The organism is Tardiphaga sp. 839_C3_N1_4 (genome assembly GCF_051811045.1).
GTDB lineage: Bacteria > Pseudomonadota > Alphaproteobacteria > Rhizobiales > Xanthobacteraceae > Tardiphaga.
Map to the genome: position 1 here is coordinate 2,571,891 of NZ_JBPWQD010000001.1, position 13,991 is coordinate 2,585,881.

Below are 13,991 nucleotides of genomic sequence, written 5' to 3' on the forward strand. Positions count from 1 at the left end.
CCCGCGCCGCCCGCCCCGATAACCAGGACGTCGGTTTCGCGATGTGTCGGCGCTTCCGCGCTATCGTCTGATTGAGTCATTCCTACTTCACTATTGCCGACGCACGTCGCAGCGCACTCATAGTTGTCAGGCCGGCGTAGCCATGCCGAGATAGGCATCGACGATGGCCGGAGAATTCGACAGTTCCGACGACGGTCCCTCCAGCACGATACGGCCGCCTTCCAGCACGTAGCCGCGCGCGGCCAGCGCCAGCGCCTTGCGGGCGTTCTGCTCGACCAGCAGGATCGCCATGCCCTGCCCGTTGAGATCGCCCAGCAGCGCAAAGATTTCCGACACGATCAGCGGCGCCAGCCCCATCGACGGCTCATCCAGCAGCAGCACGGAGGGTCCCGCCATCATGGCGCGGCCGATCGCCAGCATCTGCTGTTCGCCGCCGGACAGCAGCCCGGCCGGCTGGCGGCGTCGTTCCTTCAGGCGCGGAAAGCGATCGTAGATCGCCGCCAGCGTGTCGGCGGCACTGCCCTTGCGACCGTAGGCGCCAACCTGCAGATTCTCCTCGACGCTGAGCGGCGCGATCACCTGCCGCCCCTCCGGCACCAGCGACAGCCCGGCCCGCACGATGCGCTCCGGCGCCAGTCCGCCGATAGTACTGCCGCTCAGCCGGATCGTGCCAGCGGACGGGCGCAGCAGCCCGGCAATCGTATTGAGCAGCGTCGTCTTGCCGGCGCCGTTGGCGCCGACCACCGCGACGATCTCGTTGGCGTTGACGCGCAGCGACACGTCATGCAGCACATCGGGGCCGCCATAGCCCGCAGCGAGTCCGTTGATCTCAAGCATCATCGACTCCCAGATAGGCTTCGATCACTTTCGGATCGGCGCGTACCGCTGCAGGTTTTCCGGAAGCGATGGGACGGCCGAGATTGAGCACATGGATCTCGTCGCAGACGCCCATGACCAGATCCATGTCGTGTTCGACCAGCACCACGGTGATCCCCTGCCCCGGCAACGATGCAATCAGGTCACGCAACGCGTTGCGCTCCTGATGAGTCATTCCTGCGGCAGGCTCGTCGAGCAACAGCAGCCGTGGCTGGAGCGCCAGCGCGCGCGCGATTTCGATACGACGGCGGTCGCCATAGGACAGGTCGCCGGCCAGAGTCCTGGCATGCCGGCCGGCCCCCACCTGCTCCAGCAGAGCGATTGCGCGGGCGTCGCCTTCGGCCTCGACGCGGCGCAGCCGCGGCAATCGCAGCAGGATATCGAGCGGGCCTGCGGTCGGCGCATGCAGCGCCAGCACGACGTTCTGCAGCCCCGTCAGATCCGGGATCAGGCGGATATGCTGGAAGGTGCGCGCGACGCCGAGCCGCGCCAGCCGGTTCGCCGGCTTGCCCTGCACCGCCGTGCCATCGAGCAGGATGGCGCCCGAGGTCGGCGCATCGACACCGCTGATGACGTTCATCAGCGTGGTCTTGCCGGAGCCGTTGGGGCCGATCAGCCCGACAATGGCGCCGGCCGGCACCGACAGCGAGACGCCGTTCAGCGCCGCGACGCCGCCGAAATGCCGTGTGACGTCTTGCAATTCCAGCAGCGCGCTCATGCCAGCCTCCGCCGCAGGATGGTGGGCAGCGAGGCCACGCCGGTCGGCAGGTACAGCACGGCGATCAGCATTGCCGCCCCCACCAGGATCTCGCGCATCTGCGCCGAGAACCGCAGCACTTCCGGCAGCACCGTGATGATGGTGGCGCCGATCACCGGGCCGAGCACGTTCCAGGCGCCACCGAGCACTGGCGCGATGGCGGTGTCGACGCTGCGCAAGAATCCGAAATCGCCGGGCGCGACGAACATGTTGAGATGCGCCGCCAGTGCGCCGCCCAGCCCCGCAATCGCACCGGACACCGTGAAGATCGCCAGCTTGAATTGCGCCACGTCATAGCCAGCCGTGGTGACGGCCAATTCGTCGGATGCCACCGCGCGCATCCGCTCGCCGATCCGCGACCGCCGGACGGCCCAAGCAAAGTACACCACCACCACCAGCAGCAGCGCGAGCTGCCACGTCTCGGTCAACTTCGGAATGCCGAACACGCCCAGCGCACCGCCGGTGGCCGCATCCCAGTTCAATGCGATGACGCGCACCACCTCGGTGAAAGCCAGCGTCGCCATGGTGAAATAGTCACCGCGCAGCCGCAGCACCAGCGAGCCCAGCGCGAAGGCCGCGATAGACCCGATCACCAACGATGCCACCAGCGCCGGAGCGAACGCCCAGCCCTGCTGCATTGTCAGCCAGATCGACAGATAGGCGCCCAGCGCCATCAGCCCGCCGGTGGCCAGCGAGAACAGGTTGACGCCGAGCAGCAGGAAGCAGCCAAAAGCCAGCGCCGAGTTCAGCAGGCAGAGATCGATGACGTTGTGATAGGCTTCGAAGAGATCGATCATGCCCGCTTGGTTTCCTGTGTGGCGAACAGGCCGGTGGGCCTGCCGATCAGGATCAGCAGCACGAGTCCAAAACCCACCGCGTCGCGATAGCCCGAGCCGACCGCGACGATAGAGCCGACCTCGACGAGGCCGAGCAGCAGGCCGCCGACCAAGGCGCCCGCGACATTGCCGAGCCCGCCGAGGATCAGCACCGTCAGGCCCTTCAGCAGAATACTGTCGCCCATGAACGGCGACACCGACTGGAACAGCAGCGACCACAGCACGCCGGCGCCGCCGGCCAGCGCGCCCGACACGAAGAACGTCGCGATCCGCACGCGGTCGACGGGGATGCCGACCAGCCGCCCGACGGTCTCGCTGAACGCGATGGTGCGAATGGCGCGGCCGAGATTGGTCAGCCGCAGCAGCAGCGCCAGCGCCAGCACCATCGCCAGAGCCGACCCGATCGAGACGATCTGAAGAAGCTGCAATCGCGCGCCAAACAGGTCCAGCGAGGCGCCGACCAGCGCGTTGTCGGGATAGCGCACCACCTGGGTGCCGAACACTTCCTGCGCCAGGCCGATCAGGATGCGCGCCAGCGCCAGGCTGCCGACCATGCCCATCCAGCGATGCGCGCCGCGCCGCTGCAACGGGCGAAACACGATCAGCTCGCTCAACACGCCGAGCAAGCCTGCCGCGACCGCCGCAGCGAGGATCGCCAGCGGCAACGGCAGTGCGAGCCGCCCGACCACTTCGAGCCCGACATAGGCGCCCCACATGAAGACGGCACCCTGCGCCAGGTTGAGCACGTTCATGACGCCGAACACCAGCGTGAAGCCGATCGCAAATACGGCGTAAACGGCCCCGAGCGAGAGGCCGTTTACCAGTTGTTGTAACAGCATGCCGACCTCAAGCGCCCGGCGCGGCGACGAAGGTCTTGCTGTTGCCGTCGCCGATCAGCACCTTAGGCTGGGCGGTGATGTCGCGATCCGCGGTCCAGCCGAACTTGCCCAGCACGCCGTCGAAACCGGTGATCTCCGCCAGCTTGGCGCGGATCAACTTTCCGTCGGTGACGCTGTCGGCGCGGCGGATCGCTTCGGCGATCAGATAGGCGGCGTCGTAGCCCTGCGCGGCATAGATATCTGGCGTCGAGCCATAGCGCTTCTGGTAGGCTGCTACAAAGGCCTTGCTGCGCGGGCTGTCGTAGCCGGAGAACCAGGTTGCGCCGACAATGATGCCATTGGCGGCGGGGCCTGCCAGTTCGAACAGTTTTGCGGAAATGTTGGCGTTGCAGCCGATGAACACGATCTTGCTGTCGATCCCGAGCTGCCTGGCCTGGCGCAGGATGGCGGCGGCCTCTTCGGCCAGCGTGCCAAGAATGACGGCGTCCGGATTCTGCGCGCGGATTTTGGTGAGCTGCGCCGAGAAATCCACATCGCCGCGCTGGTAGCTTTCGATGCCGACCGGCTCGAGCTTGAGATCGGCCACCGCCTTCTTCTGCACGTCGTGCGCGCCGCGGGTCAGCGCGTCGTCCAGCCCGTAGATCAGCGCGACGCGCTTGATGCCGTGCTTTTTCACGGCATAGCCCAGCACCGTCGGAAACACCTGATCTTCGGGCACGCTGGTGCGGAAGATGAAATCGCCGATCTTGGTCACGCCCGGCGCGGTGTTGGAGCTGGCGATCACGGGAATGCCGGCCTGCTGCGCCAGCGGATCGGCGGCGAAGGCGGAGTTCGACAGCGTCGGCCCGAGAATGGCGACGACCTTGTCCTGCCGGATCAGCCGCTGGAAGATGTTGACGGTCTGGCCGCGATCAGCGCCATCGTCGGAATGCAGCGCATGCAGCCGGATGCCGTTCAGCGTCTTGCTTGCGTTCAATTCGTCAAAGGCCAGTTCAATGGCCTGCTTTTGTTCCGTACCGTAGAGCGCCGCCGATCCGCCGGTGGTCGATTGCACCAGACCAATTTTCGCGACGCGCTCGCTCTGCGCGAAGGCCGATGAACTCGCGATGGCGGCAGCGCCGCCGAGAGCCAGGATGCGACGACGTGATATCAAACCCAACGACATGTCTTCCCTCAATCAAACGAAACGGTAATCGATGATTTGTTGAAGACGGAGCGCGCGGCGGGTGTCAATGCATCGAAAAACTTTGCGCGATTATTCCAGAGATGACGAAGCGTTGAGAAAATTGGCCTGACGATCGGGTGTTTTGCAAAATCGAACTCGACCGCCGTTTTCGGGAAATGATCTCACTATGCTACTCGTGCCCTGACATGCGAGGCAGACCAATCGTGGATATTCTTTATCTCGGCTAGTCCTGATTCACCGCTATTTATCGGCGCAGCATTGAATGCACCCATTGCCGGTTTTGCCGGTCATCTCGGAAATACTGAAAAGAACAGACGTAAGAGCGAGCCCATTTCGTTTCCCAAGCCGCAGCTTGGCGTTGGCGCCGGGTTAATCTCACTCATGTAAACGGCGAACTCATACTGAGCTAGCTGATTACCCACGGCGTGCAGCGTCCCAATGCCAACGCGTTCGTTTCGGCGATGGCGCAAGTTACCAGACATATGGCTTCGGCATCACCGCCAACCTGACGCTCGATCATCCCTATGATTTCGCTCGCCGGTCCTCGACGCTGGACAGCAGAATTAGGTCACACGTCCACTTCCACCTGCAGCACGTCGTTGAAGCGATTGAACGCGCCGCATAGCGCGATGCGCCAAGTCAGCTCTACGATCTGCGGTTCGCTGAAATGCGCGCGCAGACGCTCGAACATGGCATCGCGGATGCGGCTCCAGTTCGATGTAACCGCGATGGCATATTCCACGACCAGACGATCGACCTCGTCCAGTTCCGGATGCTTCTCCCAGTCGAGCAGATTGGCGGCGCCGTCCGGCGTGATGCCTTCCACTGCCAGCTTGGGCGAATGCTGGGCGACGCAGAACTCGCACTGATTGACCAGCGAGGTCGCGACAATGCCGAGTTCGAGATAGCGCTTCTTCAACACGCCTTCGTCGGACAATTCTGTGAGCAGGCGCCACATGTGCTCAAAAATCGGCAGCCGTTGGGCCATCGCACCGGCCTGTTCTGCGAACGGGCCATAGGTGGTCATACGATCCCACAGCGGCTTGAGATGGTCGGGCAGATCGTCGCGGCGCTTGAGGGTGACGCGGGCCATGGGAAACTCCTGGGATCAGTTGATTTTGTTTGCGAGCGCCGAGCGCGGCTCGCGGCCAAAACCGTCGGGTTTGAAGATCAGTAGAACAACCAGCCCCACGCCGACAAGGAACAGCCGGATCGCGGCAAGTTCCGACGCGCCGAGACCGGGCACGAGATCGATCAGGAAGCGGCTGCCTTCGAGCAGGAAGATCAGCGTGAAGGCGGCGACGAGCACACCGCGATTGCTGCCGCGACCGCCGACCACGACCGCCATGAAAGCGTAGGCCGTGATGATCGGACCGAACTGGGTCGGATCGATATAGGTGTAATAAAACGCATGCAGGCTGCCGGCGATGCCGAGAATGGCGCCGCCCAATGCGAAGACACGAACGCGGACCGACAGCACCGATTTGCCGAGCGCCTCGACAACGCCGGGATCGTCGCGCGTGGCGCGCACAAGGCGGCCGAATGGCGAGCGTGCGAGGCCCTGCAGCACGGCATAGACGACGACCACCGCAAGCTGCGCCAGCACGAGGAAGCCGATATCGCCGAACCCGCGCGGCCACTGGTTCTGGAACGGCCGCTCGATGCCGGCCACGCCGAGCATACCCTTGGTCAACCAGCCTTCATAGCTGATGACGAGGCGCAGACATTCGGCAAAGCCGAGCGTAACGATGGCCAGATAGTCTTCCGACAGCCGCACCGAGATCAGCGCACTCACCGCACTCAGCGCAGCGACGCCGATCATCGCAGCAGCAAGCGCAAGCAGCGGCGGCACGCCTTGAACTGTGAGCAGTCCCGCAATGTAAGCACCTAGCATGTAGAGGCCGAACAGGCCGAAATTCACCAGCCCGCCCATGCCCCATTGCAGATTCAACGCGAGACCGGCCAGCGCAGCGATGGCAACCACCGTGAGCGTTGCGATGAGATAGACCGTCATTTCGTCACCCACCGCGTTCCGAACAGGCCCCAGGGGCGAAGCAGCAGCAGCGCCACCATCACCAGGAAGGTGACGATCATCCGGTAGTGTACCGGCATCACCAGTGTCGCCAGTTCCTCCGCGATACCGAGCGTGAGCGCGCCGGCAACCGCCGCCATCGGATTGGCGATGCCGCCAAGAATGGCGGCGGTGAACACCGGCAACAGATAAGTCCAGCCCATCTGCGGCTCGACATTGGCATCGAGCCCGACCAGCACGCCGGACAACGACGCCAGCGTGCCCGAAATCAGCCAGACGCAGGCAACCACGCGCCCACGCGAGATGCCGCGCACGGCGGCGAGATCGGGATTGTCGGCGACCGCGCGCATTATGCGCCCGAGCCGCGTGAAGCGGAACACGATCCAGACCACGGCAAGCGCCGTAACGACCGTCATCAATATGGTGAGCTGCTCGTGATTGAGACGGATGTCGCCAAAGCGGATCGGTCGCGCGACGGCTACGTCATAGGCGCGCGGCGAATTGCCGGCGAAGAAGCGGATCACGTTCTCCAGCGCGATGGCGACGCCCATGGAGGCCACGAGCAGCGTCACGCCGGAGCGATTGCGCAGCGGGCGGAAGGCGAGCCAGTCGATGCCGACGGCGATGACCGCGAACAGGATCGCGCCGACGCTTGCCGCGAGCCAAAGCGGCCAGCCGAGCAGCACATTGCCGACATAAACGAGATAGGCGCCGCAAGTGATGTAGGAGCCGATGGCATAGTTGGCGAAGCGCAGCACGCTGAAGGTCAGCGACAGTGCCAGCGCCGGCAAAGCCAGCAACAAGCCGGTGACGAGGCCATTGATGAGAAGCTGACCCATCACGCGCCTCCGAGATAAAGGCTGCGGATTTCGGGATCGGCCAGCACCGTCGCGGCAGGTGCGGCAAGGCGCACATGGCCGCTGACCAGCACGACTCCACGATCGGCAGCGCCGAGACCGAGGCGCGTGTTCTGTTCGACGATCAGCATGGTGACGCCGGAGGCGGCGACACGTCCGATGATCTCGAACAGCAATTCGGCATTGCGCGGCGACAGCCCCGCCGACGGCTCGTCGAGCGCCAGCACCGATGGATTCGGCATCAAGGCCGCGGCCATTGCCACCATCTGCCGCTGGCCGCCGCTGAGATGACCCGCGGCCGTGCGCAGCTTGGCGCGAATTTCGGGAAACAGATCGAGCACAGCGTCGAGCCGCCCGGCAAAGGTTGGCCCCTTGGGCGCCGCAACGAATTCATGCCCGACCTGCAGGTTCTCCAGCACGGTCATGTTGCGAAACACATTGGCTTCCTGCGGCACGTAAGCGAGACCACGCGCGGCTCGCGCGGGGGCGCCGAGCGCGGACACATCGGCATCGCCCAGTTGCACGGTGCCGGACATCGGCTTGATTAGCCCGACGACGGTCTTCATCAGCGTGGATTTGCCGGAGCCGTTCGGGCCGACCACCACCAGCGTCTCGCCTGCCGCCACCTTGAGGCTGACACCATGCAGGATCGGCTGACCGCCATAGCCCGCGACCACGTCGCGCAATTCCAGTCCGGACGCCAGCGATGTCATGGCTGCGTGCCCAGATAGGCGGAGGCAACCTGCGCATCCGCAATAACATGTTCGAAGCTGCCTTCGGTCAGCACGCGCCCTTCGGCGAGGACATAGACATGATCGCACAGAGCGCGGACCATCCCCATATTGTGCTCGACGAGGCCGAAGGTCGTGCCCTCCTGCCGCAGCGCTTTGACGAATTCGACGATCTCGCCGATCCGCGTCGGGTTCACGCCGGCGCTCGGCTCGTCCATCAGCACGATGCGCGGATCGAGCATCAAGGCCCGGCAGATTTCGAGCAGCTTCTTCTGCCCGCCTGACAGCGCGCCGGCCGGCGCATCGGCGAGCTTCCAGAGATCGACACGTTGAAGCAGAGCGCGCGCCTTCTCAAAGGCGGCATCCTCCTCACGGCGTGCAGCACCGCGGGCGAAGACGAGCGACAGTAGTCGCTCGCCGGACATCGCGGGCTTGGCGACGAGAACGTTTTCGAGCACGGAGAGGCTGGCCAGTTCGCGCGACAGCTGGAACGTGCGCGCGAGACCACGGCGCGCACGCCAGACCGGGCCGTGACGGGTCACGGCCTCCCCGGCCAGACGCACCTCGCCCTTCACTGGGCGCACGGCGCCAGCCAGCACGCCGAACAATGTGGACTTTCCGGCACCGTTCGGGCCGATCAGGCCCGTAACGGCGCCTGCGGCAAGCGTCACCGATGCGCCGGCAAGCGCTGTGAAGCCGCCTTCATAGACCACACTGACATCGTTCGCCTCGAGCATTGCCTCAGCGGATCTCGCCGAGCAGCTTGCTCTCGCCGGACTTGATGACGAAGTGGCCATAGCTGAGATTGGTCTGGTCGCCATTCTTCGCGAACTTGAAGTCCGACGCCGCGCCAGCGTAGCGGAACGGCTTGCCTTCACGCAGCGCCTTCAGGGCCTCGGCGGGATCACCGAGCGACGGTGCATCGGCGTTCACCAGCGCTGCAAATTCGGGACCGAACTTGGTGGCATCCGTGCTCTTGGCCTTTTCGATGGCCAGCGCAGTGAGCACGATCTGGTCGAACACCTGCGCACCGAAGGTCATGATGGTGCCTTCCGGCCTGCCGATCTCCTTCAGATAACGGCTATAGGCAGCCGACTTTCCGACTGGCACCTGCTGGGTCCAGACAATGCCCTCGGCGACATTGGCGCCGACATTCTTGACGAATTGCGGACCGGTCGCATTGCCGAATGCATAGACCTTGCTCTCGTAACCCGAGCGGAAGGCTTCCTTCACGATGGCGCCAAGCTCGTTGATGTAAGCCGCGACGAACACCGCCTCGGGCTTCTTCGCAAAAATGCGCTCGACTTCGGTGCGATAGGAGGGCTGGCCGGCGTTGAACGAGACTTCATCCAGCACCTTGCCGCCGGCATCGGTGAACGCCTTGCGGAACGGCGCGATGGTGCTCTGGGTGAACGGCGTCTGCAGCACCAGGATCGAGGCGCTCTTGATGCCGTCCTTGATCATGGCCTTGGCAAAGCCTTCGCCCCAGCTCTTGCCATTAGTCTGGAAACGCCAGACCAGATTCTTGTTATCGCCGTCGGTGATCTCGTCCGCCGAGCCGTTGACGGTGAGCAGCACATTCTTTTCCAACGTAATCGGCTTGATCGCCAGCGCCACGGCGCTGCTCCACACGCCGCCGATGGAGACGACCTTGTCGATATCGATCAGCTTTCGCGTAGCGGCAACTCCTGCGGTCGGCTGGGTTTCGTCGTCGGCCACGAGAAGCTCGAGCTTGCGGCCGAGCACGCCGCCGGCATCATTGATAATTTTTACCGCCGCGCGAGCAGCCTGCTCTTCCTCCTGCCCGTAAGGACCACCTGTGCCGGTCAAGGGAGCTAGCAAGCCAACGCGGACCGGGCCATCCTGTGCTGAAGCTATGGCAGGCACGGCTAAGGTCGCAACCACGGCCACGGCAGCTAGCAGCGAACGGCGCGGGTAAGAATGGATCAGCACAGCTATTCTCCAGGACTTATAGGCAGGCAGGCGAAAAGCATCTGCGTATAGCAGGCGACTGTCCATGCCTCATTTTTGATGGAAGGCTCATCGATGGCGCCCATCTAGAAGCGCGCAGATTTGCGTCCCCCGATCTTAGACCCGTGTCAATATAGCTTTTCCGAAAAGATAATCTGTTGCGTTATTTTCGCTGCAAAGGAATACAATCGGCGTCAGACGCGGTCGAATAGAAATTCCTTGCCGAGCCATGGACGGGTTTCTTGCGCGAGTACGGGTGCGGCAGAGGCAGTCGCTGCGATGCTCAAGCTCGCGACGCCCACGACATCTCTTCGGGTCACCGATGGGCGTGCAAGAAGCCTGTCGTTCGTGGTCATCTGCAATCCTCTGTGAGAGGAAAAGAAACTCCCCGCAAATGCGATCTTTCCCGTTGGAATATCTTCAGCCCGCTCACAGCGCATGACCTGCAGGCTCCGATCAAAAAGCCGCTCGCGAAGCCTGCTACGACGTCGCTCGTCCAGTGAGCCAGCACATAGATCCTCGTCAGCGAAACACCGACCGACGCTGTCCAGGTGAATTCTCGATAAGGTCTATCGAACGACGATGCCGCGCTCGCAAGAGCGCCCATATGCATCGCATGCCCCGAAGGAAACCCATCATTCGCGCGGCCCGAAATCGGGACACCTAGATATGGCCAATTGCCGTGAGCCTGTCCGGACGGCGCTGGTTGAAGACGTGCTTCAGCACATGCGGAAGGACGCCCGTGACGACCGAGATCGACAGAAAATGATTCCGACCGTACGTGCCCGCTGCGAACCACGCCGGGAAAAAACCAATAGGTGGGAGCTGGCCCTCAATGTCCGCAATGCACCAGAAGCTGCCATTCGAACTCAGCCGGCGGACTGTATAAGAAATTCATGTTTCTTTACAGTCGGCGAACTCTTGAAGCTCGTACGCAGCTGGGCGGCGACCCAACTGGTATTTTAGAGGCGGGTTGATGGCTTCGAGCAGCGTCTATTTCCCCGCATTGCTAATATGCGATTATTGATCGATGCGACTACACTAGAGAGGCTTTGCGCGCTGACGTGTAGGACGACTACCCGAAAATGGGAATCGAACACAATCTAAGTCTTTGATTTCATTCTATTTTTTGTAAAATTATGGCGCTCCGTAAGGGAATCGAACCCTTATTTTAGCCTTGAGAGGGCCATGTCCTAACCGTTAGACGAACGGAGCGTGCGCGGGAGGGGATAGCCGGGAATGGCGATGGCTGCAAGATGCTGCCGCCCCCTCGCCCACTTATATGGTTATGGTTCGCAGGCGAACCCTTGGGTTCGTTTTGGCGAACCTCAGGGCTCGCTGGCGAATTTCAGCGTGCCGGCGGGTTTCAGGCTCTTGGCGTCGAAAGTGCGGATTTCGGTGCTGCCGCCGACGTCCAGCGTCAGCACGATCCGGTCGCCAGCTACCCCCGTGGAGAGGATTTTGGCGCCTTTCGGCAGGGTCGCGGTCGTCGCCGACGTCACAATGCTTCCATCCGTGCGGAAAAGGCGGTAGCCGATCACGACGAGCAGCGCGCCGACGCCCAGGGCGGTGGTCAGGCCCGCGATCAGCATCATGCGGCGGACGCGCGCGATCATGGCGGCCTGTTCAAGGGTCGGTTCGGGCGCGCTATCGGCGGCGGGCTGGGTCATGCAAACACTCGTCTCTTAATTCACGGCTCTCGAAGCAACACGCTTCTGTCAGGTAAGGCTTTACGGAATGAACGATCAACGGCTGGATGTCACGGTGCAGGGCGACGAAGGCTCGACCCGGCTCGATCGCGTGCTCGCCGTGCGCAGCCCGGCTTTGTCGCGGTCGCGGCTGAAGGCGCTGATCCTCGCCGGCCAGGTGACGATCACCCGGTCTGCGCAAGACCCCACCCCCGTGCGCGACCCCGCTTATCATGTCGCTGCCGGCGATACGATCACAATCGACGTCCCGCCGGCCATCGCGCCGGAGCCCGAAGGCGAGGATATCGCCCTCGATATCGTGTTCGAGGACGAGGACATCATCGTCATCAACAAGCCCAAGGGCCTCGTCGTGCATCCCGCCGCCGGCCACGAGACCGGCACGCTGGTGAATGCGCTGATCGCCCATTGCGGCGCGTCTTTGTCGGGGATCGGCGGCGTCAAGCGGCCGGGCATCGTGCACCGGCTGGACAAGGACACTACCGGCCTGATGGTGGTCGCCAAGAACGACGCCGCCCATGCGTCGCTGACGGCGCAATTCGCCGATCACGGCCGCACCAACGAAATGCGGCGCGGCTATATGGCCTTTGCCTGGGGCATTCCGAACCGGCCGCGCGGTACCGTGGAAGCGCCGATCGACCGGCACCCCCATGCCCGCGAGAAAATGGCGGTCCGCGAAGGCGGGCGCGATGCCGTCACCCATTGGGAAGTGCTGCAGGAATTCCCGGATCGCCACGGCAAGCCGATCGCCACCCTGCTGGCCTGCCAACTCGAGACCGGGCGGACGCACCAGATCCGCGTGCATCTGGCGCATATCCAGCATCCGCTGATGGGGGATTCGGTCTATGGCTCGCATTTCAAGACCAAGGCGTCGTCGCTGGGCGTAAAGAGCCGCGCGGCGCTGGAAGCGCTCGACCGGCAGGCGCTTCACGCCTATTTGCTCGCTCTGGAGCACCCTCGCACGGGCGAGATTCTGGAGTGGACCAGCGATCTTCCTCACGATCTGGCGGTTTTACGGGCCCATATGGCCGTGCCAGAATGACGCAGATGCATATAAAAAAGTAAGCCTTTCCAAACGCTTATATGAGCCCCACGGGAACGTGACAGGGAATTCACTTTCAATACGCTTGTAGTAGGGTGTATGTTGCACCTGCGTCAAATGAGACGCGGAACATCGCAGCCAGGGCGGCTTTAACAAAGCGCTCGCTGCCTGGCCCGCCGCTATCGGGGGTCTGAACCACTGGAGGGCATCATAATGGCCCGTACAGCTACCCTTCCGGTTCTCAATGGAGAATCCGGCCTCTCGCATTACCTCGCCGAGATCCGCAAGTTTCCGATGTTGGAACCTCAGCAGGAATATATGTTTGCCAAGCGTTGGCGCGAGCACGACGATCGCGACGCGGCACATCACCTTGTGACCAGCCATCTGCGACTCGTCGCCAAGATCGCCATGGGCTATCGCGGCTACGGTCTGCCGATCTCCGAAGTTGTCTCGGAAGGCAACGTCGGTCTGATGCAGGCTGTGAAACGCTTCGAGCCGGAGAAAGGCTTCCGCCTGGCCACCTACGCCATGTGGTGGATCAAGGCCTCGATTCAAGAGTACATCCTGCGTTCGTGGTCGCTCGTGAAGATGGGCACCACCGCGAACCAGAAGAAGCTGTTCTTCAACCTGCGTAAGGCGAAGAGCAAGATTTCCGCCCTGGACGAAGGCGATCTTCGCCCCGACCAGGTCAAGCTGATCGCCACGCGTCTCGGCGTGACGGAACAGGACGTGATCGACATGAACCGCCGCCTCGGTGGCGACGCGTCGCTCAACGCACCGATCCGTGACGACGGCGAAGCCGGCGAATGGCAGGACTGGCTGGTCGATAACTCGCCCAATCAGGAAACCATCATGGCGGAGCACGAGGAATTCGATCATCGCCGTCAGGCGCTGAACGGCGCCATCGGTGTCCTCAACCCGCGCGAACGGCGCATCTTCGAGGCGCGTCGCCTCGCCGATGAACCGATGACGCTGGAAGATCTCGCCTCGGAGTTCGGCGTCTCGCGCGAGCGTGTCCGACAGATCGAAGTCCGCGCCTTTGAAAAGGTGCAGACCGCGGTCAAGGGCACCATCGCCAAGGCGGAAGCTGCCGCTCTGGAAGCTGCGCACTAACAGGCGCAGCGGATACAACGAATACGAAAGCCGGCGGAAACGACG

The 13,991-nt window shown here is 63.1% G+C and carries 16 protein-coding genes and 1 tRNA gene; 2 read left to right on the plus strand and 15 right to left on the minus strand.

Going from position 1 to position 13,991, the window contains the following annotated elements; translation table 11 throughout:
* Positions 1-126: 126 nt before the first annotated feature.
* The 15 genes from AB8A38_RS12300 to AB8A38_RS12370 all read right to left on the minus strand — a co-directional run bounded on the left by AB8A38_RS12300 (position 127) and on the right by AB8A38_RS12370 (position 11,755).
* Positions 127-837 (minus strand): ABC transporter ATP-binding protein, encoded by a 711-nt coding sequence (locus tag AB8A38_RS12300; protein WP_439062446.1) that lies wholly within the window; start codon positions 835-837, stop codon positions 127-129.
* On the minus strand, positions 830-1,594 hold the full coding sequence (locus tag AB8A38_RS12305; RefSeq protein WP_439062445.1) for an ABC transporter ATP-binding protein: 765 nt from the start codon (positions 1,592-1,594) through the stop codon (positions 830-832). Before AB8A38_RS12305 ends, AB8A38_RS12300 begins: the two co-directional genes overlap by 8 nt.
* Positions 1,591-2,430, minus strand: a complete 840-nt coding sequence (locus tag AB8A38_RS12310; RefSeq protein ID WP_439086167.1) for a branched-chain amino acid ABC transporter permease — start codon at positions 2,428-2,430, stop codon at positions 1,591-1,593. Before AB8A38_RS12310 ends, AB8A38_RS12305 begins: the two co-directional genes overlap by 4 nt.
* The gene (locus AB8A38_RS12315; protein ID WP_439062443.1) at positions 2,427-3,308 is read right to left on the minus strand and encodes a branched-chain amino acid ABC transporter permease; all 882 of its coding nucleotides are present in this window, start codon (positions 3,306-3,308) and stop codon (positions 2,427-2,429) included. The genes AB8A38_RS12310 and AB8A38_RS12315 overlap by 4 nt, the downstream gene beginning before the upstream one ends.
* Positions 3,309-3,315: 7 nt before the next feature.
* Positions 3,316-4,473: an ABC transporter substrate-binding protein gene (locus AB8A38_RS12320; RefSeq protein WP_439086168.1), complete on the minus strand. Its 1,158-nt coding sequence runs from the start codon at positions 4,471-4,473 to the stop codon at positions 3,316-3,318.
* Positions 4,474-5,062: 589 nt separating this feature from the next.
* Positions 5,063-5,587 carry a carboxymuconolactone decarboxylase family protein gene (locus tag AB8A38_RS12325; RefSeq protein WP_439086169.1) on the minus strand — a complete coding sequence of 175 codons (525 nt, stop codon included), beginning with the start codon at positions 5,585-5,587 and terminating at the stop codon, positions 5,063-5,065.
* A gap of 15 nt (positions 5,588-5,602) precedes the next feature.
* Positions 5,603-6,508, minus strand: coding sequence for a branched-chain amino acid ABC transporter permease (locus AB8A38_RS12330; RefSeq protein ID WP_439062440.1), 906 nt, complete (start codon positions 6,506-6,508; stop codon positions 5,603-5,605).
* Positions 6,505-7,365, minus strand: a complete 861-nt coding sequence (locus AB8A38_RS12335) for a branched-chain amino acid ABC transporter permease (RefSeq protein WP_439062439.1) — start codon at positions 7,363-7,365, stop codon at positions 6,505-6,507. Before AB8A38_RS12335 ends, AB8A38_RS12330 begins: the two co-directional genes overlap by 4 nt.
* On the minus strand, positions 7,365-8,096 hold the full coding sequence (locus tag AB8A38_RS12340) for an ABC transporter ATP-binding protein (protein WP_439062438.1): 732 nt from the start codon (positions 8,094-8,096) through the stop codon (positions 7,365-7,367). The genes AB8A38_RS12335 and AB8A38_RS12340 overlap by 1 nt, the downstream gene beginning before the upstream one ends.
* Positions 8,093-8,851, minus strand: coding sequence for an ABC transporter ATP-binding protein (locus AB8A38_RS12345; protein WP_439062437.1), 759 nt, complete (start codon positions 8,849-8,851; stop codon positions 8,093-8,095). Before AB8A38_RS12345 ends, AB8A38_RS12340 begins: the two co-directional genes overlap by 4 nt.
* 4 nt (positions 8,852-8,855) lie before the next feature.
* Positions 8,856-10,067 carry an ABC transporter substrate-binding protein gene (locus AB8A38_RS12350; RefSeq protein WP_439062436.1) on the minus strand — a complete coding sequence of 404 codons (1,212 nt, stop codon included), beginning with the start codon at positions 10,065-10,067 and terminating at the stop codon, positions 8,856-8,858.
* Positions 10,068-10,279: 212 nt separating this feature from the next.
* Complete coding sequence (locus AB8A38_RS12355; RefSeq protein ID WP_439086170.1) at positions 10,280-10,441, minus strand: hypothetical protein; 162 nt, start codon at positions 10,439-10,441, stop codon at positions 10,280-10,282.
* The gene (locus AB8A38_RS12360; RefSeq protein ID WP_439086171.1) at positions 10,438-10,884 is read right to left on the minus strand and encodes a phosphatase PAP2 family protein; all 447 of its coding nucleotides are present in this window, start codon (positions 10,882-10,884) and stop codon (positions 10,438-10,440) included. The genes AB8A38_RS12355 and AB8A38_RS12360 overlap by 4 nt, the downstream gene beginning before the upstream one ends.
* 341 nt (positions 10,885-11,225) lie before the next feature.
* A tRNA-Glu gene (locus AB8A38_RS12365) sits at positions 11,226-11,300 on the minus strand.
* Positions 11,301-11,413: 113 nt separating this feature from the next.
* Positions 11,414-11,755, minus strand: a complete 342-nt coding sequence (locus tag AB8A38_RS12370; RefSeq protein WP_439086172.1) for a hypothetical protein — start codon at positions 11,753-11,755, stop codon at positions 11,414-11,416.
* A 67-nt stretch (positions 11,756-11,822) separates the two neighbouring features.
* Here AB8A38_RS12370 and AB8A38_RS12375 point away from each other — a divergent pair, with 67 nt between their 5' ends.
* Positions 11,823-12,833, plus strand: a complete 1,011-nt coding sequence (locus AB8A38_RS12375; protein WP_439086173.1) for an RluA family pseudouridine synthase — start codon at positions 11,823-11,825, stop codon at positions 12,831-12,833.
* 213 nt (positions 12,834-13,046) lie between these two features.
* The gene (gene rpoH, locus AB8A38_RS12380; RefSeq protein ID WP_089261507.1) at positions 13,047-13,946 is read left to right on the plus strand and encodes an RNA polymerase sigma factor RpoH; all 900 of its coding nucleotides are present in this window, start codon (positions 13,047-13,049) and stop codon (positions 13,944-13,946) included.
* The last annotated feature ends 45 nt before the right edge of the window (positions 13,947-13,991 follow it).

Bases quoted from the DNA above. Each gene is read 5' to 3' on its own strand.
- AB8A38_RS12345 (WP_439062437.1), bottom strand. From the start codon at position 8,851: ATGCTCGAGGCGAACGATGTCAGTGTGGTCTATGAAGGCGGCTTCACA.
- AB8A38_RS12320 (WP_439086168.1), bottom strand. From the start codon at position 4,473: ATGTCGTTGGGTTTGATATCACGTCGTCGCATCCTGGCTCTCGGCGGC.
- rpoH (WP_089261507.1), top strand. From the start codon at position 13,047: ATGGCCCGTACAGCTACCCTTCCGGTTCTCAATGGAGAATCCGGCCTC.
- AB8A38_RS12315 (WP_439062443.1), bottom strand. From the start codon at position 3,308: ATGCTGTTACAACAACTGGTAAACGGCCTCTCGCTCGGGGCCGTTTAC.
- AB8A38_RS12340 (WP_439062438.1), bottom strand. From the start codon at position 8,096: ATGACATCGCTGGCGTCCGGACTGGAATTGCGCGACGTGGTCGCGGGC.
- AB8A38_RS12375 (WP_439086173.1), top strand. From the start codon at position 11,823: ATGAACGATCAACGGCTGGATGTCACGGTGCAGGGCGACGAAGGCTCG.
- AB8A38_RS12300 (WP_439062446.1), bottom strand. From the start codon at position 837: ATGCTTGAGATCAACGGACTCGCTGCGGGCTATGGCGGCCCCGATGTG.
- AB8A38_RS12310 (WP_439086167.1), bottom strand. From the start codon at position 2,430: ATGATCGATCTCTTCGAAGCCTATCACAACGTCATCGATCTCTGCCTG.
- AB8A38_RS12370 (WP_439086172.1), bottom strand. From the start codon at position 11,755: ATGACCCAGCCCGCCGCCGATAGCGCGCCCGAACCGACCCTTGAACAG.
- AB8A38_RS12305 (WP_439062445.1), bottom strand. From the start codon at position 1,594: ATGAGCGCGCTGCTGGAATTGCAAGACGTCACACGGCATTTCGGCGGC.
- AB8A38_RS12330 (WP_439062440.1), bottom strand. From the start codon at position 6,508: ATGACGGTCTATCTCATCGCAACGCTCACGGTGGTTGCCATCGCTGCG.
- AB8A38_RS12335 (WP_439062439.1), bottom strand. From the start codon at position 7,365: ATGGGTCAGCTTCTCATCAATGGCCTCGTCACCGGCTTGTTGCTGGCT.
- AB8A38_RS12355 (WP_439086170.1), bottom strand. From the start codon at position 10,441: ATGACCACGAACGACAGGCTTCTTGCACGCCCATCGGTGACCCGAAGA.
- AB8A38_RS12325 (WP_439086169.1), bottom strand. From the start codon at position 5,587: ATGGCCCGCGTCACCCTCAAGCGCCGCGACGATCTGCCCGACCATCTC.